The sequence below is a fragment of the Burkholderia sp. LS-044 genome (assembly GCF_004803625.1).
Classification (GTDB): Bacteria; Pseudomonadota; Gammaproteobacteria; order Burkholderiales; family Burkholderiaceae; genus Burkholderia; species Burkholderia cepacia.
In genome coordinates this window covers 40,773-59,381 of record NZ_SSWO01000016.1, presented here as the reverse complement: position 1 = coordinate 59,381, position 18,609 = coordinate 40,773, and the positions used below count along the sequence as shown (strand labels likewise).

Annotated in this window: 16 protein-coding genes; 9 read left to right on the top strand and 7 right to left on the bottom strand. The window is 68.3% G+C overall.

What is annotated here, in order from left to right; translation table 11 throughout:
• Positions 1-26 precede the first annotated feature (26 nt).
• Genes E9536_RS31715 through fahA form a run of 4 tightly spaced genes read left to right on the top strand, consistent with a single transcriptional unit; the run spans position 27 to position 4,266 of the window.
• Complete coding sequence (locus E9536_RS31715) at positions 27-257, top strand: DUF2783 domain-containing protein (protein WP_021157152.1); 231 nt, start codon at positions 27-29, stop codon at positions 255-257.
• A complete protein-coding gene (locus tag E9536_RS31710) occupies positions 254-1,615 on the top strand; it encodes an MFS transporter (protein ID WP_136472052.1) in 1,362 nt (453 codons plus the stop codon). Before E9536_RS31715 ends, E9536_RS31710 begins: the two co-directional genes overlap by 4 nt.
• A 15-nt stretch (positions 1,616-1,630) precedes the next feature.
• A complete protein-coding gene (hmgA, locus tag E9536_RS31705; RefSeq protein WP_059698909.1) occupies positions 1,631-2,965 on the top strand; it encodes a homogentisate 1,2-dioxygenase in 1,335 nt (444 codons plus the stop codon).
• The gene (fahA, locus tag E9536_RS31700; RefSeq protein WP_136472050.1) at positions 2,962-4,266 is read left to right on the top strand and encodes a fumarylacetoacetase; all 1,305 of its coding nucleotides are present in this window, start codon (positions 2,962-2,964) and stop codon (positions 4,264-4,266) included. The genes hmgA and fahA overlap by 4 nt, the downstream gene beginning before the upstream one ends.
• Before the next feature lie 174 nt (positions 4,267-4,440).
• Here the strand turns inward: fahA and E9536_RS31695 are convergent, their stop codons facing one another.
• From E9536_RS31695 to E9536_RS31675, 5 genes are all read right to left on the bottom strand, one after another.
• The gene (locus E9536_RS31695; RefSeq protein ID WP_021157148.1) at positions 4,441-5,601 is read right to left on the bottom strand and encodes an MFS transporter; all 1,161 of its coding nucleotides are present in this window, start codon (positions 5,599-5,601) and stop codon (positions 4,441-4,443) included.
• Positions 5,602-5,704: 103 nt separating this feature from the next.
• On the bottom strand, positions 5,705-6,874 hold the full coding sequence (locus E9536_RS31690) for an MFS transporter (protein ID WP_060193538.1): 1,170 nt from the start codon (positions 6,872-6,874) through the stop codon (positions 5,705-5,707).
• A 240-nt stretch (positions 6,875-7,114) separates the two neighbouring features.
• Positions 7,115-7,873, bottom strand: coding sequence for a 5,6-dimethylbenzimidazole synthase (gene bluB, locus E9536_RS31685; protein WP_136472048.1), 759 nt, complete (start codon positions 7,871-7,873; stop codon positions 7,115-7,117).
• Between the two features lie 179 nt (positions 7,874-8,052).
• On the bottom strand, positions 8,053-9,051 hold the full coding sequence (locus E9536_RS31680) for a 2-hydroxyacid dehydrogenase (protein WP_027788249.1): 999 nt from the start codon (positions 9,049-9,051) through the stop codon (positions 8,053-8,055).
• Between the two features lie 30 nt (positions 9,052-9,081).
• Positions 9,082-10,065 carry a LysR family transcriptional regulator gene (locus tag E9536_RS31675; protein WP_059497303.1) on the bottom strand — a complete coding sequence of 328 codons (984 nt, stop codon included), beginning with the start codon at positions 10,063-10,065 and terminating at the stop codon, positions 9,082-9,084.
• Positions 10,066-10,820: 755 nt separating this feature from the next.
• On the opposite strand from E9536_RS31675, the gene E9536_RS31670 reads away from it, so the two are divergent.
• Positions 10,821-12,032: an alanine--glyoxylate aminotransferase family protein gene (locus E9536_RS31670; protein ID WP_027788247.1), complete on the top strand. Its 1,212-nt coding sequence runs from the start codon at positions 10,821-10,823 to the stop codon at positions 12,030-12,032.
• An 18-nt stretch (positions 12,033-12,050) separates the two neighbouring features.
• Here the strand turns inward: E9536_RS31670 and E9536_RS31665 are convergent, their stop codons facing one another.
• Positions 12,051-12,986, bottom strand: coding sequence for an AraC family transcriptional regulator (locus tag E9536_RS31665; RefSeq protein WP_059698918.1), 936 nt, complete (start codon positions 12,984-12,986; stop codon positions 12,051-12,053).
• A 137-nt stretch (positions 12,987-13,123) separates the two neighbouring features.
• On the opposite strand from E9536_RS31665, the gene E9536_RS31660 reads away from it, so the two are divergent.
• The 3 genes from E9536_RS31660 to E9536_RS31650 all read left to right on the top strand — a co-directional run bounded on the left by E9536_RS31660 (position 13,124) and on the right by E9536_RS31650 (position 15,405).
• The gene (locus E9536_RS31660) at positions 13,124-14,014 is read left to right on the top strand and encodes an EamA family transporter (RefSeq protein ID WP_027788245.1); all 891 of its coding nucleotides are present in this window, start codon (positions 13,124-13,126) and stop codon (positions 14,012-14,014) included.
• A gap of 113 nt (positions 14,015-14,127) precedes the next feature.
• Entirely contained in the window at positions 14,128-14,799 is a 672-nt protein-coding gene (locus E9536_RS31655; RefSeq protein ID WP_060359556.1) for a hypothetical protein, read from the top strand.
• Positions 14,800-14,808: 9 nt separating this feature from the next.
• Positions 14,809-15,405 (top strand): RES family NAD+ phosphorylase, encoded by a 597-nt coding sequence (locus E9536_RS31650; RefSeq protein WP_060174623.1) that lies wholly within the window; start codon positions 14,809-14,811, stop codon positions 15,403-15,405.
• A gap of 96 nt (positions 15,406-15,501) precedes the next feature.
• Here E9536_RS31650 and E9536_RS31645 read toward each other — a convergent pair whose 3' ends face one another.
• Positions 15,502-16,716 (bottom strand): MFS transporter, encoded by a 1,215-nt coding sequence (locus E9536_RS31645; protein ID WP_059698925.1) that lies wholly within the window; start codon positions 16,714-16,716, stop codon positions 15,502-15,504.
• 348 nt (positions 16,717-17,064) lie between these two features.
• On the opposite strand from E9536_RS31645, the gene xdhA reads away from it, so the two are divergent.
• Entirely contained in the window at positions 17,065-18,609 is a 1,545-nt protein-coding gene (gene xdhA, locus E9536_RS31640) for a xanthine dehydrogenase small subunit (protein WP_136472046.1), read from the top strand.

The window sequence follows — 18,609 nt, the reverse complement described above, 5'->3', positions numbered from 1 at the left end:
ACGATAAAGACACCGGAGACTCCGTCATGCCCTCACTCGACACCCGCCCGCGCCTGGCCGACCCGGACGCGTTCTACGAAGCGCTGATCGACATGCATCGCGACCTGTCCGACGCCGACAGCCAGCTCGTCAACGCGAAGCTGATCCTGCTGCTCGCGAACCAGATCGGCGACGCCGACGTGCTGCGCGAAGCGATGGCGCTCGCGCGCCAGGGCGTGACGCCGCCCGTGCATCCGGCCGCCGAGGTCGCGCAATGAGCGCGGCGCCGGCCGACGCACGCGTGCTCGAAGTCGAGCACGTGATCGACGAAACCCATCGCCCCGGCTTTCACTGGATGCTGCTCGTGCTGTGTGGGCTGTGCCTCGTGATCGACGGGTTCGATGCGCAGGCGATGGGCTACGTCGCCCCGAGCGTGATTGCCGAATGGGGCGTGCCGAAACAGGCGCTCGGGCCGGTGTTCAGCGCGAGCCTGTTCGGGATGCTGCTCGGCGCGCTCGGGCTGTCGGTGCTGGCCGACCGGATCGGGCGGCGCCCGGTGCTGATCGGCTCGACGCTGTTCTTCGCGGTGACGATGCTCGCGACGCCGTTCGCGGGTTCGATCCCGGTGCTGATGGCGCTGCGCTTCGTCACGGGCCTCGGCCTCGGTTGCATCATGCCGAACGCGATGGCGCTGGTCGGCGAGTTCAGCCCGGCCGCGCATCGCGTGAAGCGGATGATGATCGTATCGTGCGGCTTCACGCTCGGCGCGGCGCTCGGCGGCTTCATCAGCGCCGCGCTGATTCCGGCGCTCGGCTGGCGCTCGGTGTTCTTCGTCGGCGGCGTGGTGCCGCTCGTGCTCACGATCGCGATGGTCGCGCGGCTGCCCGAATCGCTGCAGTTCCTGGTGCTGAAAGGGCGCGTCGCGCAGGCGCGCGACTGGCTCGCGGGTTTCGCGCCGCAGGCCGGCATCGATGCGAACACGCGGCTCGTCGTGCGCGAGCGGGCCGCGACCGGCGCGCCGGTCGCCGAGCTGTTCAGCCATGGCCGCCTGCCGGTCACGCTGCTGCTGTGGGCGATCAGCTTCATGAACCTGATCGACCTGTATTTCCTGTCGAACTGGCTGCCGACGGTGATGCGCGATGCCGGTTATTCGCCGGGTACGGCCGTGATCGTCGGCACGGTGCTGCAGACCGGCGGCGTGATCGGCACGCTGTCGCTCGGCTGGTTCATCGAACGCTACGGCTTCGTACGCGTGCTGTTCGCCTGCTTTGCGTGCGCCGCGGTGTCGGTCGGGCTGATCGGCTCGGTCGCGCATGCGCTGCCGTGGCTGCTGGCGGTCGTGTTCGCGGGCGGGTTCTGCGTGGTCGGCGGGCAGCCGGCCGTGAACGCGCTCGCGGGCCAGTATTACCCGACGTCGCTGCGCTCGACGGGCATCGGCTGGAGCCTCGGCATCGGCCGGATCGGCTCGGTACTCGGGCCGCTCGTCGGCGGGCAACTGATTGCGCTCAACTGGTCGAACGGCGCGCTGTTCCACGCGGCCGCGGTGCCCGTGCTGTGCTCGGCGCTGTTCGTCCTCGGGCTTGCGGGCGTAACGCGGCGCAACGGCGTGCAGGCGCCGACCGCCGCCACGAATTGAGGGAGAAAGGAAACGATGACGCTTGACCTGTCGAAACCGGCAAACGCCGGCTACCTGAGCGGTTTCGCGAACGAATTCGCGACCGAGGCACTGCCCGGCGCGCTGCCGCACGGCCGCAACTCGCCGCAGCGCGCGCCGTACGGGCTGTATGCGGAGCAGTTGTCGGGCACCGCGTTTACCGCGCCGCGTGGCCACAACCGCCGCTCGTGGCTGTACCGCATTCGCCCGGCGGCCGTGCATCGGCCGTTCGAGCCGTACGCGGGCCCGCAGCGGCTCGTGTCGGAATTCGGCGACTCGGCCGACGTGCCGCCGACGCCGCCGAACCAGCTGCGCTGGGACCCGCTGCCGATGCCGGTCGAGCCGACCGATTTCGTCGAAGGGCTGGTGACGATGGCCGGCAACGGGTCGGCCGCCGCGATGAACGGTTGCGCGATCCACCTGTACGCGGCGAACCGCTCGATGCAGGACCGCTTTTTCTACAGCGCGGACGGCGAACTGCTGATCGTGCCGCAGCAGGGGCGCCTGTTCATCGCGACGGAATTCGGCCGGCTCGACGTCGAGCCGTTCGAGATCGCGGTGATCCCGCGCGGCGTGCGTTTCTCCGTCGCGCTGCCGGACGGCAATGCGCGCGGCTACATCTGCGAAAACTTCGGCGCGCTGCTGCGTCTGCCGGACCTTGGCCCGATCGGCTCGAACGGTCTCGCGAACCCGCGCGACTTCCTGACGCCGCAGGCCGCTTACGAAGACCGCGAAGGCGCGTTCGAGCTGATCGCGAAGCTGAACGGCCGGCTGTGGCGCGCGGACATCGGCCATTCGCCGCTCGACGTCGTTGCGTGGCACGGCAACTACGCGCCGTACAAATACGACCTGCGCCTGTTCAACACGATCGGCTCGATCAGCTACGACCATCCCGATCCGTCGATCTTCCTGGTGCTGCAGTCGCAGAGCGACACGCCGGGCGTCGACACGATCGACTTCGTGATCTTCCCGCCGCGCTGGCTCGCGGCCGAGGATACGTTCCGCCCGCCCTGGTTCCACCGCAACGTCGCGAGCGAGTTCATGGGGCTCGTGCACGGCGCGTATGACGCGAAGGCCGAAGGCTTCGTGCCGGGCGGCGCGAGCCTGCACAACTGCATGTCGGGCCACGGGCCCGACGCGGACACGTTCGAGAAGGCGTCCGCGAGCGATACGAGCAAGCCGCACAAGGTCGACGCGACGATGGCGTTCATGTTCGAAACCCGCACGCTGATCCGGCCGACGCGCTACGCGCTCGACACCGCGCAGCTGCAGGCCGACTACTTCGAATGCTGGCAAGGCATCAGGAAACACTTCAACCCGGAGCAAAGATGAGCGATACCCAAGACTGGCGCGCGACGCTCGACCCGGCCCGCAAGAGCTGGGTCGAGACGGCGAACGATCCCGCCTGCGATTTCCCGATCCAGAACCTGCCGTTCGGGATCTTCAGCGATGCGAAGCAGACGGCGCGCCGCGCCGGCGTCGCGCTCGGCGACCGGATCATCGATCTCGCCGCGCTCGCACGCGCGGGGCTCGTGACGCTGCCGGCCGGCGCCGACGTGTTCGCCGCGCCGACGCTCAATCCGTTCATCGCGCTCGGCCGCGACGCATGGCGCAGCGTGCGCGTGCAGCTGTCGGACCTGTTCTCGCGCGACAACCCGCGGCTGCGTGACGATGCGGCGCTGCGCGCGCAGGTGCTCGTCGCGCAGCGCGACGCGACGCTGCATCTGCCGGTCGAGATTCCCGGCTACACCGATTTCTATTCGTCGAAGGAGCATGCGACCAACGTCGGTTCGATGTTCCGCGATCCGAAGAACGCGCTGCTGCCGAACTGGTCGGAGATGCCGATCGGCTATAACGGACGTGCGTCGTCGGTGGTCGTGAGCGGCACGCCGGTGCGGCGCCCGAACGGGCAACTGAAGCTGCCCGACCAGGAGCGTCCGGTGTTCGGCGCGTGCCGCAAGCTCGACATCGAGCTGGAGACCGGCTTCATCGTCGGCCGCGGCAATGCGCTCGGCGAGCCGATCGCGTGTGAGGACGCGGAAGCACATATCTTCGGGATGGTGCTGCTGAACGACTGGAGCGCGCGCGACATCCAGCAGTGGGAATACGTGCCGCTCGGCCCGTTCAACGCGAAGACCTTCGCGACGACGATCTCGCCGTGGATCGTCACGCTCGACGCGCTCGAACCGTTCCGCGTCGCGCAGCCCGAGCAGTCGCCGCAGCCGCTCGCGTATCTGCGGCATGCGGGCAAGCATGCGTTCGACATCGCGCTCGAAGTGACGCTGCGCGCGGAAGGGGCGGCGGAGGCGACGTCGATCTGCCGCACGAACTTCAAGCACATGTACTGGACGATGGCGCAGCAGCTCGCGCATCACACGGTGGCCGGCTGCAACACGCGCGTGGGCGACCTGATGGGTTCGGGCACGATCAGCGGGCCGACGAAGGATTCGTTCGGCAGCCTGCTCGAACTGACGTGGAACGGCAAGGAGCCGGTTGCGCTGAACGGCGGCGGCAGTCGCGCGTTCATCGAGGACGGCGACGAGCTCACGCTCGCCGGATGGTGCCAGGGCGACGGCTATCGCGTCGGCTTCGGCACGTGTGCCGGCAAGATCCTGCCCGCGCGGAGCGCGTGACGGGTCGCGGCGCGACACGCAACAAGTCGTCCGGAAGGACAGGGCGGCCCGCATTGCGCGGGCCGTTTTCGTTTGGCAGGCCGGGGGCGGCGCGTGTGCGTCCGTGTGGGGCGCCGAGTGCGAGCGTCAATGTTTGCGTTTGCGTTTGCAACATCGACATCGACAGCGCCGATATCAGACCGCGCGCTGCAACGCGGCGCGGCGCTCCCACAGCGCGGCCGCGACGAACGCGGCGACACAGACGACCAGCACGCCGACCAGCGCGTTGCTGCCCAGTTGCTCCATCAACGCGCCGGCGACCAGCGGGCCGCCGAAGCTCGCGGCGCTCCACGACGCCGACACGAGCGAACTCGCGGTGACGAGCGCCGCGCCGCGGAAGCGTTCGCCGCACGCGACGAGCGACAGCGTGTAGATGCTGCCGGCCGCCGCGCCGAGCACGAACAGCAGCGGCCAGCACAGCCATGGGTTCGCGATGACGAGCGGCAGCAGCGGCAGGCCGGCCAGCACGATCCAGCCCGCACCGAGGTGCACGCGTTCGCGGCCGAGCTTGTCCGCGAGCCAGCCGATCGGGAACTGCATCGCGGTATCGCCGAACAGCATGATCGACGCGAGCAGCACGGCGGTGGCGCTCGCGACGCCGTGATCCATCGCGTAGAGCGGCAGCAGCGACAGCGCGAGCGTATCGAACAGAGCGAAGAAACCGGTGCCGATGATCAGCGCGGGCATGCGCGGCAGCACGTCGAGCCAGCGGCCGTGGGCTTCGTGATGCGCGTCGTCGCCGGCGAGCGGCGCGCGCCGGATCGTCGCGAGCGTCGGCAGCGCGAGCAGGAACAGCGCGCCGCACAGCGCGAAGCGGATGCTCGTCGCACCGGCGATCTGGCTCACGAGCACGGGGCCCGCCATCTGGAACAGCGTGAAATTGGTCGCATAGATCGCGACGACGCGGCCGCGCGTCGAATCGTCGGCGAGCTGGTTGACCCACGCCTCGCCGATCGTGAACAGCAGCATCAGCGCGGCGCCGCACAGCACGCGCAGCGCGCCCCACAGGATCAGGTTCGACGTGAACTGCATCAGCGCCGTGGCTGCCGCGAGCAGCACGACCGATACGACGATCGCGCGGCGCGAGCCGATGTGGCGTGCGAGCGCGGTGACGAACGGGACGATCGCGAGGCCGCCGAGGGCCTGCGCGGCGGTCAGCATGCCGACGACGTTGGTGCCGTGCCCGGCCTCGGTCAGCGCGAGCGCGGTGAGCGGCAGCGTGGCGCCGGTGCCGAGGCCGACGACCGCGACGCTCAGGATCAGCGCGAGGAAATCGCGATTCAGAATGGCTTTCATCGGCCGGGATGCTACACCGCGGACCTTGAAAGGTCCATGAAGGCCATCAGGTTCGGATGGTGTTGCTGGCGTTGCGCGCGCAACGAATGCGCGCGGGGCGACGTTACACGTATTCTGTCGGCACGGTCACCGGGCGGCGTTCGAGCGACGCCGACCACAGCGTGAGCGCCAGCGCGGCGACGGCCATCGCGACGCCGACCCACGGCAGCTTCACGAGCGACACGCCGGAGCCGATCGCCATCCCGCCGAGCCACGCGCCGGTTGCGTTGCCGAGGTTGAACGCGCCCTGGTTCAGCGTCGATGCGAGGTTCGGCGCATCGCTTGCGCGGTCGACGATCAGGATCTGCAGCGGCGGCACGATCGCGAACGCGAGGATGCCCCACACGAAGATCGTCGCGAGCGCGGCGAACGGCAGGTGCATCGTGCCCGCGAACAGCGCGAGGACCACGCCGATCAGCGCGAGCGTCGCGATCAGCGACGGCATCCGGCGCCAGTCGGCGAGCTTGCCGCCGAGCGTGCCGCCCACCGTCAGCCCGAGGCCGAACAGCAGCAGCACGTAGGTGACCTGGCGCGGGGAGAAGCCCGTCACGTCCTCGAGGATCGGCGTGATGTACGTGAACACGCTGAACAGGCTTGCCGACGCGAGCACGCTGATGCCGAGCACCATCAGCACCTGCGGGTGCTTCAGCACGCTGAATTCGCGCGTGATGCTGGTGTCGGGCATTGCGAGGTTTCTCGGCAGGCACACCGCGAGCGCGGCGGCCGCGGCGATGCCGATGCCGGTGACGGCCCAGAACGTCGCGCGCCAGCCGAATGCCTGGCCGAGCGCGGTGCCGAGCGGCACGCCGAGCACGTTCGCGAGCGTGAGGCCGGTGAACATCAGGGCGATCGCCTGTGCGCGGCGGTTCGGCGCGACGAGGTTGCTCGCGACCACCGAGCCGATCCCGAAGAACGCACCGTGGCAGAACGCGGTGACGACGCGCGCGGCCATCAGCACCGCGTAGCCCGGTGCGATCGCGCAGAACAGGTTGCCCGCGATGAACAATCCGATCAGGCCCATCAGCGCGCGCTTGCGCGGCATCTTCGCGGTGACGATCGCGAGGATCGGCGCACCGATCGTCACGCCGAGCGCGTAACCCGACACGAGCATCCCGGCGGCCGGGATCGACACGCCGAGATCGCGCGCGACGTTGGGCAGCAGCCCCATGATCACGAATTCGGTGGTACCGATTCCAAATGCGGCGACGGCGAGGGCGAAAAGAGGTAGGGGCATCGCGGTGGGCTCGGGAAAAGCCGCCGCTCGGGCTGGCGCAGGATGCGCGGGACGGGCGGGCGGGAAGGCGAACGACAGTCGCGATTCTACTTCAGTGAAAACCCCTATGCTCGGGGCCAAAACGGATGTTGCCGGCGTGCGACGAGGCTGCGCGCGTGAAGCTCACAGTGTGGGATTCAACGGGGCTTGCCGCGGTGAATGTGCCGCGGTGCCGGCACGATGCCGGCGACCGTGTGCTCGTCAGGCGATGTGTTCGGGGGAGCCGTCGACGCCCGTGGTCGACGCGCCCGGTGTGCTTGCCGAGTCGGGGGCCGCTGTCGTGTCCGCGCGCGACGAAGGCGCGCCGGCGGCATCGATCGGGGCCGGATCGTCCCAGCCGTTTTCGAACAGGCACGCTTCGATCGGCATCCGCGCGGCCCAACGCTCCTGCTCGAGCATCGGCTTCGCATAGAACGCGGCGACGTGCCCGACGCACAGCACGGCGATCGGCTTCGCGCCGTCGGGCATGCGCAGCAGCGCGCGCAGCGCGTCGACGTCGAACAGCGAGACCCAGCCCATCCCGAGCCCTTCGGCGCGGGCCGCGAGCCACATGTTCTGGATCGCGCACGCGGCGGACGCGAGATCCATTTCCGGCAGCGTGCGGCGGCCGAACACGTGACGCTCGCGGCCGTCGGCGAGCGCGACGACCAGCAGTTCGCCGCATTCGCGCACGCCTTCGACTTTCAGCCGCATGAATTCGTCCTGGCGCTCGCCGAGTGCGTCGGCGGTCGCGCGGCGCTCGGCCTCGACCAGCGCGTGGATCGCGGTGCGCAGCGCGGGATCGGTGATGCGGATGAAGCGCCACGGCTGCATGAAGCCGACGCTCGGCGCGTGATGTGCCGCGCGCAGCAGGCGCGCGAGCACGGCGGGATCGACGGGCGCCGGCGTGAAGTGGCGCATGTCGCGCCGTTCGAAAATGGCGCGGTAGACGGCGGCGATGTCGGAGTCGTCGAAACGCATGAGCGGGAGGGGCGGGATAACGTCGGCGCAACGATAGCAGACGGCGCACCGGAATCGTTACATCATTCGAAACAAAGCGCGAAATTGTTGATGAAACGCGCTTCGTTTGCGGCGATGGCCACAAGCAAACGATTGCGGTGGCGCCGGCAACCGTCAAATGAGCCGTTTTCGTCGGTTTGTCAGCGATTCGCGGTCACGACGTTCTGCGGCGTGCCCGCATGCCACGCCTCGATGTTCAGCAGCGTCGTGTGCGCGATCTCGGCCAGCGCTTCGCGCGTGAAGAACGCCTGGTGGGACGTGACGATCACGTTGGGGAACGTCAGCAGGCGGGCGAGCACGTCGTCCTGCAGCGGCAGGTCGGAGTGATCCTCGAAGAAGAGCCCGCTTTCCTCTTCGTACACGTCGAGCCCGAGATGGCCGAGCTGGCCGCTCTTGAGCGCATCGACCAGCGCCTGCGCATCGACGAGGCCGCCGCGCCCGGTGTTGATCAGCATCGCGCCATGCTTCATCCGCGCGAGCGTCCGTTCGTTGATCAGGTGGTGCGTCGACGGCAGCAGCGGGCAGTGCAGGCTGACGATGTCGGCGTGGTGCAGCAGCTCGTCGAGCTCGACATAACGCGCGCCGAACGCGATCAGTTCGTCGTTGTACGGCGGCACCGAGTGCGCGAGCACATGCATCCCGAAGCCCATCATGATCTTCGCGAACACGCTGCCGATGATGCCGGTACCGATCACGCCGACGGTCTTGCCGTGCAAGTCGAAGCCGAGCAGGCCGTTCAGCGAGAAGTCGCCTTCGCGGGTGCGCGCGACCGCGCGCGGCAGGCGGCGGTTGAGCGCGAGGATCAGCGCGACCGCGTGCTCGGCCACCGCGTGCGGCGAATAGGCGGGCACGCGCACGACCGTGATGCCGAGCCGCTCGGCGGCGGCCAGGTCGACATGGTTGAAGCCCGCCGAGCGCAGCGCGATCAGGCGCGTGCCGCCGTCGGCCAGCCGTTCGAGCACGGCCGCGTCGACGGTGTCGTTGACGAACGGGCAGACGACCTCATAACCGTGCGCGAGGATCGCGGTTTCCGCGTCGAGGTGCGACGGCTGGAAGTGCAGCCGATAGCCGAACTGCCGGTTGGCGGCAGCGAACGAATCGTCGTCGTACTGCCGGCTGCTGAACAGGATCACGCGCACGCTGCATCTCCGAAGGCTGACGCGCGCAGTTTACTGCAGGCCCGTGACGATGTCGGAGCGGTCGGGCCCGCGCGGCGGTCGCAGGAAGCCGTAGTCGGTTCGTTCGCGGGCCGGCTGCGCACTGAAGTGATCGAGCGCGTGCTCGACGAAGCTGCGCGTGCGGGCCGGTACGTACTGCCGGTTCGGGTAGACGAGCGACAGTTGCGTGTCGGGATCGTCGATCCGGTAGCCGGCCATGAGCCGCACGAGCGTGCCGCTCGCGAGCGCGTCGGCGACGCACGGCTCGGGCAGCACCGCGATGCCGGCCCCGGCCACGGCGGCCGCCTGGACGAGCGCGAGCTGATTGACCGTGCAGGTCGGGCGCACCGTGACGGAATGCGCGATGCCGTCGTGGCCGACCAGTTGCCACGCGGGCGCATGCTGGTGCGATGCGAGCGTGACCCAGTCGTGGCCCGGCAGGTCGTCGGGCAAGCGCGGCTCGCCGCGTCGCTCGAGATAGGCCGGTGCCGCGCACGCGACGAACGGGTTCGGCGCGAGCGCGTGGCCGATCAGCGTCGGGTTGCCGTCGAGCCGGTTGCCCGTGACGATGCCGACGTCGTAACCCGAATCGAGCACGTCGAGCGGCCCCTCGGAGACGGTCAGCTGCACGCGCAACTCGGGGTAGCGGTGCCGGAAGCTGCTGACGAGCGGCGTCAGTGCAAGCGGCGACAGCAGGCCCGACGCGACGACGCGCAGCGTGCCGGCCGGTTCGCGCACGGCATGCGCGACGGACGATTCGAGGTGGTCGAATTCCTCGAGCAGCGCACGGCACCCGTCGAGGTAGCGCACGCCGGCCTCGGTAAGCGACAGGTTGCGCGTGGTGCGGTGGATCAGCCGTGTGTTCAGGTGGCCCTCGAGCATCGCGATCGAACGCGTGACGAGTGCATTGGACACGCCGAGATGGTGCGCCGCGCGCCGGAAGCTCTGCTGCTCGGCGACGCAGACGAATACACGCATGGTCTGAATCTGGTTCATGGCTTGCGTATTTCTGGCCCGGTTGATTGATTATGGTTGATGCTTTTCGCCGCGCAACCTCGAAAGCGTATCGCGCGGCACCCAGTTTTCCTTCGTATCGAAAAATCGTTTTTTTCGATTCCGCAGACGATTGTTCAATACAGAAGCGATATCCGTCAACCTGAGAAAAGGGGCGGGTTGCGGAAAATCGAAATAGGGAGTAACGCGTTAAACGCGGTGCTGTATCGATGCCTGCCGTTCAAAGACGGCAGGGTATTAGAGTAAGCGCGGTTGTTCGAGTATTTCCTATGTTAATCAATGGGTTGATGGCTATTCTGGCACGCTTGTTCCGGTATTGATGGAAAGCGTGCCCCAATACATGCAGAAGTAATGGATGTTTTTGGGGGCCGCACGTCTGTTTTGCGTGCAGGATTCCGTGAAGCGATTTTTAGGGCGGATTCGGTCTATTTTTTTGATACAGAAGTCGCGTTGAACCGGCGGTTTCGACGATTCGTTGTGTTATTGACGGAGAAAATCGGGCGCCTGGCGTACGAATGGAACCGTTTCACAACCCGGTCCGCAATCGTTTCTCATTTCGAATGGCTGGCGTGCGGCACGCGCACGGCTGGCTGGCCCGGTCCGGCGACCGGGCCAGCGTTGCGCTGTCCGGCCGTGCGTGCCTCTTGCGCGAGGCGGCGGAACACGGAATGATCGATCAGTTCGCCATGCTGCGCGGCGAGCGTCCGTGCACTTCCTTTCCTCACCTTTTACCTGCCATGTCCATCGATTACTCGCCGATTCCCTGTCCCGTCGTCGTGCCGCTCGACGCGATCCTGCCCGAAGAACCGCTGCTGATGATGGGGGCCGGCCCGGTTCCGATCCCGGCCGCCGTCGCGAAGGCGAACACGATCGTGATCAACCATCTCGGCGCGACGATGGCGAAGATCATCGAGCAGGTGAAGGAGATGGCGCGCTACGTGTTCCAGACCCGCACGAAGTGGGTGCTCGGCGTCGCGGGCCCCGGTTCGGCCGCGATGGAAATGGCGATCTCGAACCTCGCGTGGCGCGGTACCCGCGTGCTGTCGATCCGCAATGGCTTCTTCAGCGCGCGGATGGCCGAGATGGCCACGCGCGTCGGCGCCGACGTCGCGACGCTCGAAGTGGCTGATCGCGCGGTCGCGAGCCTCGACGAGATCGCGGACGCGATCGCGCGCGAGCGGCCCGAGATCGTCACGATCGTGCAGGGCGAGACGTCGAACACCGTGTGGAACCGCGACCTGCGCGACATCGCGGCGCTCGCGAAGGCGGCCGGTGCGCTGGTCGTGGTCGACGCGGTGTGCACGCTGTCGACGATGCCGCTCGAGATGGACGCGTGGGGCATCGACGCGGTGATCACCGGCGGCCAGAAAGGGCTGTCGTCGATCCCGGGCGTGTCGCTGATCGCGTTCTCCGACGCCGCGTGGAACCGGATGAAGCAGCGCCCCGAGCCGAACGCGCACTGGTGCCTCGACATGGCGCTCGCGGAGAATTTCTGGCACAACGCGGGCTATCACTACACGGCGCCCGTGTCGGGCGTGCTCGCGCTGCACGAAGCGCTGCGGCTCGTCTGCGCGGAGACGCTCGAAAGCCGCTTCGCGCGCCACCTGCGCTGCTCGCTCGCGCTGCAGGCAGGCGTCGAGTCGATGGGGCTCAAGCTCTATGCGCCGAAGGATTGCCGGCTGAACTCGGTCGTCGGGATCGAGACGCCGGAAGGGCTGACGCCGGGGATGGTCTGCGGCCACATCTCGAAGCAGTACCAGGTCGAGATCTCGGGCTCGTTCGGGTTGCCGATCGTGCGGATCGGACAGATGGGCGAGCAGTGCCGTGAACACAACCTGTTCCGTACGCTGCATGCGTTCGGCCGCACGATGGTCGACCTGAAGGTGCCGGTCGACCTGCCGGCCGGCGTCGCGGCGCTCGAACAGGAACTGTCGCGACGCGGCGCGTAAGCCGCGACGGGGCCGCGCTCAGCGGCCCTGCATCGCACGCCGGTAGGTATTCGGCGTCGTACCGTGAGCGTCGCGGAAGCGATGGCTGAAGTGGCCGGCGTTCGCATAGCCGCAGTCGGCCGCGATCTGTGCGAGCGGCAGCGCCGTCGTGCGCAACAGCTCGCGCGCCCGCGCCAGCCGTTGCTCGGCCACCCACGCGTGCGGCGCCCGGCCGAACGACAACCGGAACATCCGCGAGAAGTGGTACTCGGACAGCGCGGCGACGTCGGCGAGTTCGCCGAGCGTCAGCGGTTGCGTCAGGTACGTGTCGATGTAGTCGCGCACACGGCGCCGCACGGCCGGTGCGAGCCCGCCGCGGAACGACGTGTCGGTGCGGGTCGTGCTCTGCCCGCGCAGAAGCAGGCTCAGCACCTCGTGCGCGGTCTCGTTCACGCGCAGCCGCTCGTCGGCATCGTCCCAGCCGTCCAGCGCGAGCGAGCGCAGCAGGGAGGCGACGCGCGCATCCTCGAAGTAAGTGCGGTCGGCGAGCTTCAGCTCGCGCGGCTCGCGATCGAGTTCGCGGATCGCGCGCTGCGTGAAGTGCTCGGGCAGGAAATACAGGTGGATGAAGTGCATCTCGCCGCGCACCCACCAGCGCGATTCATGGTCGCCCGGCAGCGCGCACAGCAGGCTCGGCGCGCCGTAGCGCGGCACGCGCTGGCGTTCCGTCTGGTAGCCGCCGTCGAGGTAGCACGACAGCGTGTGGTGGCCCGGCTGCTCGTAGATCGTCTCGCTTTCGTCGGTGATCCGTGTCCATTCGGCGATCGCGAGATGATCGCCTAGCCACGCGAAGCGCTCGAGCGTCGCGTTCGCGTCGGCGAGCGTGCGGCAGACCGACTGCAGGCCGAACGGCAGATCGCCGCCGGCCAGGGCGGCGGGGTGGTCGATGGGGGGCGCGGAAAGGGTGAGGCTCATGATGGGCCGAGTATAAGCGGGCGGGCGGCGCCGCGGGCGGCGGCCCGAAAAAGACCGCAATTCCGGACAATCGGCGCGCGCCGGGCGGCGGCATAGTCGGAGTCCCGTTTCACCCGCTTTTTTGGATCGTTGCCGCCATGAACCTGTCGCTTTATTTCGTCACCGTGCTGATCTGGGGCACCACCTGGATCGCGATCAAGTGGCAGCTCGGCTCCGTGCCGCCGCCCGTGTCGATCGCCTGGCGCTTCTGGCTCGCGGCCGCCGTGCTGTTCGCGCTGCTGCGCGTGATGCGCCGGCCGGTGCGCCCGCCGCGCGAAGCGTGGCGTTTCCTGCTGGCGCAGGGCTTCGCGCTGTTCTGCCTGAACTTCCTGTGCTTCTACTACGCGGAACAGGTCGTACCGAGCGGCCTCGTCGCAGTGATCTTCTCGACCGCGCCGCTGTTGAATTCGATCAACGGCCGGCTGTTCATGGGCCGCCCGCTGCGGCCGTCGGCGATCGCCGGCGCGCTGCTCGGCCTGACCGGCATCGCATGCCTGTTCTGGCAGCAGATGGCCGGCCATCTCGACGACCACGCGACCTGGACGGGGCTCGCGATCGCGTTGGCGGGCACGATGTGCTTCTCGGCCGGCAACCTGCTGTCGAGCCGGATGCAGTCGATGGGGCTGCACCCGCTCGCGACCAACGGCTGGGCGATGCTGATCGGCGCGGCGATCCTGACCGTCGGCAGCGCAGCGGCCGGCTTGCCGTTCACGCTCGACACGAGCCCGCGTTATCTCGGCGCGCTCGTCTACCTGGCCGTGCCGGGCTCGGTGATCGGCTTTACCGCCTATCTGACCCTCGTCGGCCGGATCGGGCCGGAGCGTGCCGCGTACTGCACGGTGCTGTTCCCGATCGTCGCGCTGGCAGTGTCGACGGTGTTCGAGGGTTACCAGTGGTCGCCGCTCGCGGTGGTCGGGCTGCTGCTGGTGGTGGCCGGCAACCTGGTCGCGTTCGACCTGACGCGGAGGCTGTTTCCGAGGACGGCGTGACGGATGAGGGGGCGGCCCGATGTCGCCTGCCCGGTCGTCAGTTTGGTTGTCATGGTTGACTTGGTTTCGAATCGGGCCTAGTCTCGAGCTTCCGGTCGTGCAAGGAGGTAGCGATGGTCAGGCAGGCTCATGCGCTTGAAGGCGTGGCTGCGGTTCTCGATGTCGAGACCGAGGAGGCGCTGCGCAGCGCCGTCGGCGCCGCGACCATGCTCGGGCCCGATCGGGCCCGGGCGCTGCTCAGGCTGTCGGACGAACAGCTGGGGCACTTGTTCAAGGTCGGCATCGCCCAGGTCATCGATCTGGCCGGCACGATCACGTTCGGCATCGCTGCCGCCGCGACCCGCGACAGGCAACCGCCCGTTCGCAGGAAACAGCCTGCGAGGCCGGCGGCCCGCGCGGATGCCGCGGCCGCCGATTTCGAGCAGCGCGCGCTGGCCGAACGGCGGGCGCTCGTCGCGAAGGGCGCGCTGCTGCCGGCCGCGGAGATCTGGGCGGGGCTCGGCATGACACGGCAGGCGCTCAGCAAGGCGGTCGTGTCGGGGCGCATCTTCGCGGTCGACGTGGGGGCGGCGCAGTACTACCCGGCCTTTTATCTGACGGGCGATATCGATCGCAAGACGCTCGGGAAGGTGACGCAATGCCTGGGTGGTTTGCCGGGGTGGAGCAAATGGCAATTCTTCACGACGCCCAAGGCGTCCCTCGGCAACGTCACGCCGCTGAAGGCGCTGTCGCAGGGGAAGCTTGCCGAGGTCGAGCGTGCCGCGGCGGCGTTCGCGGAACGCTAGGAGGCGCGGTTGACGTTGAGGCCACCGAGCGAACACTTCGCGAATGCGACGCTGGTTACGCGAACGATTCCGCCGGCGGCGCTGGTGCGCGTTTCCCGATACGAGACGGGGGAGCCGTACTTCGGCAAGTCGGGCGGCAACCGTTTCGACGACCCGCGCAAGCGGCGCCGGTATGGCACCAGCTATTTCGGTTTCGACCTGCACTGTGCGTTCGCCGAGACGGTGCTGCACGACGAAGTCGCCGATCTCGCCGTTGGCGGCTTTCCGCTCGTGACGACGGAGCTTGAGCGGTTCGTGCTGTCGTTTACCGGCTCGCCGCTGACGGTGGCCGTCCTGCACGGCTTGCCGCTGAAAAACCTTGGCGGCGACGGCGCGCTGTCGACCGTCGTACCGTACGACATCCCGCAGCAATGGTCGCTCGCCGTGCACGGGCATGGCCGCCGGGTCGACGGTTTTCTGTATATGTCACGCCATCTCAACACGTCGGAAGCGCTCGTGCTTTTCGATCGTGCCGAACCGAAGCTCATGCTCGAGCGCGCCGTGCCGTTCCGGCGCCACGTCGACGCTGCCCGCGTGCTGCGGGACTTCAACATACTGCCGCGTTAAGTCACGTCAAGCCGTGTCTCGCCGGACGCCGACGAATGGCCCCGCGCGGCCTTCCGTCGGAACGAGGGCTCGCGCGATATCCCGCGGCCCGGGCGCTCATGCCGCCGCGCCGCTCTCCGCAACCCGCGCCTGCCGCTGGTACAGCACCATCGACAGCGCGACGCCCGCGGCGGCGGCCACCGCCGCGAACAGGAATACCTGCGGATAACCGAACGCGCCCGCGACATAGCCGGCGAGCGGGCCCGTGATGCCGAGCGACAGGTCGAGGAACACCGAGTACGCGGACAGCGCTGCACCGCGGCTCGCGGGCGGCACGAGCGCGACGGCCTCGACGCCGAGTGCCGGGAAGATCAGCGCGAAGCCGAAGCCCGTCAGCGCGGCACCGACGAGCGCGACGTGCGGCACCGGCGCGAGCCACAGCAGCACGAGGCCCGAGCATTCGAACGCGAACGACACGATCGCGACGCGGAAGCCGCCATACGTCTTGATCGTGTTCGCGAACAGCAGGCGCGCGCCGATGAACAGCGTGCCGAACACGGTCAGCGACAGCGCGGCGTTCGGCCAGTGGCGCGCCGCGTAGTACAGCGTGACGAAGGTGGCGATCGAGCCGAAGCCTGCCGAGCCGAGCGCGAGGCCGAGGCCGTGCGGCAGCACGCGCGTGAACACGCTCGCATACGACATCCGCTCTCCGTGCACGAGCGGCACGGAATCGATCAGGCGCGCGAGATAGAAGCCGGTCGCGGCGAGCGCGATCACGATCACGCCGATCAGCGCCGGATTCAGCGTATGCGCGATCGCGACGCCGACCGGCGCGCCGAGCGCGAGTGCGCCGTAGGTGGCGATCCCGTTCCACGAGATGACCTTCGCGTTGTGCGTGACGCCGACCCGGCCGATGCCCCACAGGATCGCGCCGGTGCCGCACAGGCTCTCGCCGACGCCGAGCACGAGCCGGCTCGCGACCAGCAGCACGAGGCTCGCGACCGGCCAGTGCGCGAGCAGCAGCGCGACGAGCAGCAGCACGCCCGACACCCCGCAGCCGACCAGCCCGCGCAGCACCGTCTGCTTCGGCCCGAGCGTATCGGCGAAGCGCCCGGCGAGCGGCCGCGATGCGAGCGTCGCGAAATACTGGACGCTGATCGCGCCGCCCGCGACGATCGCGGAAAAACCGAGGTCGTCATGGACGAAGCCCGGCAGCACCGCGAGCGGCAGGCCGATGGTCAGGTAGCAGATGAACGTGAAGCAGACGACGGACACGATTTGCAGCGTGACCGCGAACCCGCTGCGCGGCGGTGTGGCGGAATCGGTTGACATGGGGTCGGAACGAATGAACGAAACGAACGGAAGGCGGCGAAAAAGGGAATCGGGATTTTCCCATGGAACCGGTTTTCACGCAGGTACCATTTAGTTAATCGCGCCCCGTTTTTGACGATGACGGACGGTGTTGAAGACATCGGGAATGGGTACAGGGCACCGTGCGGAAAGGGCGGCGGGCGGCCCCGGCGTTCCCCGGCGTTCATATCGCGGCAGTTATATGGGCCCCATGCGTGATGGGCTATGGGTTGCGAAATTTGATGGTGATAGCGTGCAAACTGTCAGAAAAACGTCGGTCGAGCGCACTGCGCAGGCCGCCTTGCCCCCCATTTGAAGAACCCTCGAGACATGAGTGAGCCGATCCGCTTCTACCATCGTCACGCGATTCGCGAAGTCAGCGGCGCGGACGTCACCCGCACCGTGCTGCAATACCTGCGCGAGGACGCGCATTGCACCGGCACCAAGGAAGGCTGCGCGGAAGGCGACTGCGGCGCATGCACGGTCGTCGTCGGCGAGCTGACCGACACCGGCGCGGTCGAGTTCAAGGCCGTCAACGCATGCATCCAGTTCCTGCCGACGCTCGACGGCAAGGCGCTGCTCACGGTCGAGGACCTGCGTCAGCCGAACGGCGCGCTGCATCCGGTGCAGCAGGCGATGGTCGACTGTCACGGTTCGCAATGCGGGTTCTGCACGCCCGGCTTCGTGATGTCGATGTGGGCGCTGTACGAGAAGCACGGCCACGAAGGCTGCGGCAGCGCGTGCGCGAAGGCGAAGGACGTACCGACGCGCACCGAGATCGCCGATGCGCTGACCGGCAACCTGTGCCGCTGCACCGGCTACCGGCCGATCGTCGACGCGGCCGTGCAGATGTTCGATGGGCCGGCGCCGTCGGCACCGGTCGACACGGCTGCGCTGGCCCGCACGCTCGCGTCGCTCAAGCGCGACGACACGTTCGACTACACGACGCTCGACGGCGCGCGCTTCGCGGCGCCGCGCACGCTCGATGAGCTGGCCGCGCTGAAGGTCGAGCGGCCCGACGCGCGCATTCTGGCGGGCAGCACCGACATCGGCTTGTGGGTCACGAAGCAGATGCGCCGGCTCGACGACCTGATCTACGTCGGCCAGATCGCCGAATTGCAGCGCGTCGTGCACGGCGACGACTGGATCGAGATCGGTGCGGGCGTGACGGTCGAGAACGGGTATGCGGCGCTGGCCGGCGCGTATCCGGAGCTGACCGAAATGTGGAAGCGCTTCGCGTCGCTGCCGATCCGCAACGCCGGCACGATCGGCGGCAACGTCGCGAACGGCTCGCCGATCGGCGATTCGATGCCGGGCCTGATCGCGCTCGGCGCGCGCGTGGTGCTGCGCGGCGGCGACACGGTGCGCGAGCTGCCGCTCGAGGCGCTGTACACGGGCTACCAGCAGAAGGACATGGCACCGCACGAATTCGTCGTCGGCCTGAAGGTGCCGACCCGCACCGGCGCGCGCGAGAAGCTGCAGTTCCGCACGTACAAGCTGTCGAAGCGGTTCGACTCCGACATCTCGGCCGTGTGCGCGGCGTTCGCGTTCATCGCGGACGGCGACACGATCCGCGAGCCGCGCATCGCGTTCGGCGGGATGGCCGCGACGCCGAAGCGCGCGACGCACACGGAAAGCCTGCTCGACGGCGCGCAATGGCACGAAGCCACCGCGCAGGCCGCGATGCAGGCGCTCGAGCGCGACTACCAGCCGCTGTCCGACATGCGCGCGACGAGCACGTATCGCCTCGATACCGCGAAGAACCTGATGTACCGATTCTGGCTGGAGACGCGCCCGCACGACCCGCTGCCGCCGCAAGCCCTGAATGTGCGTGAAGTGGCCGCCGAAACCGGCACCGACGCGGCGCGCGTCTGA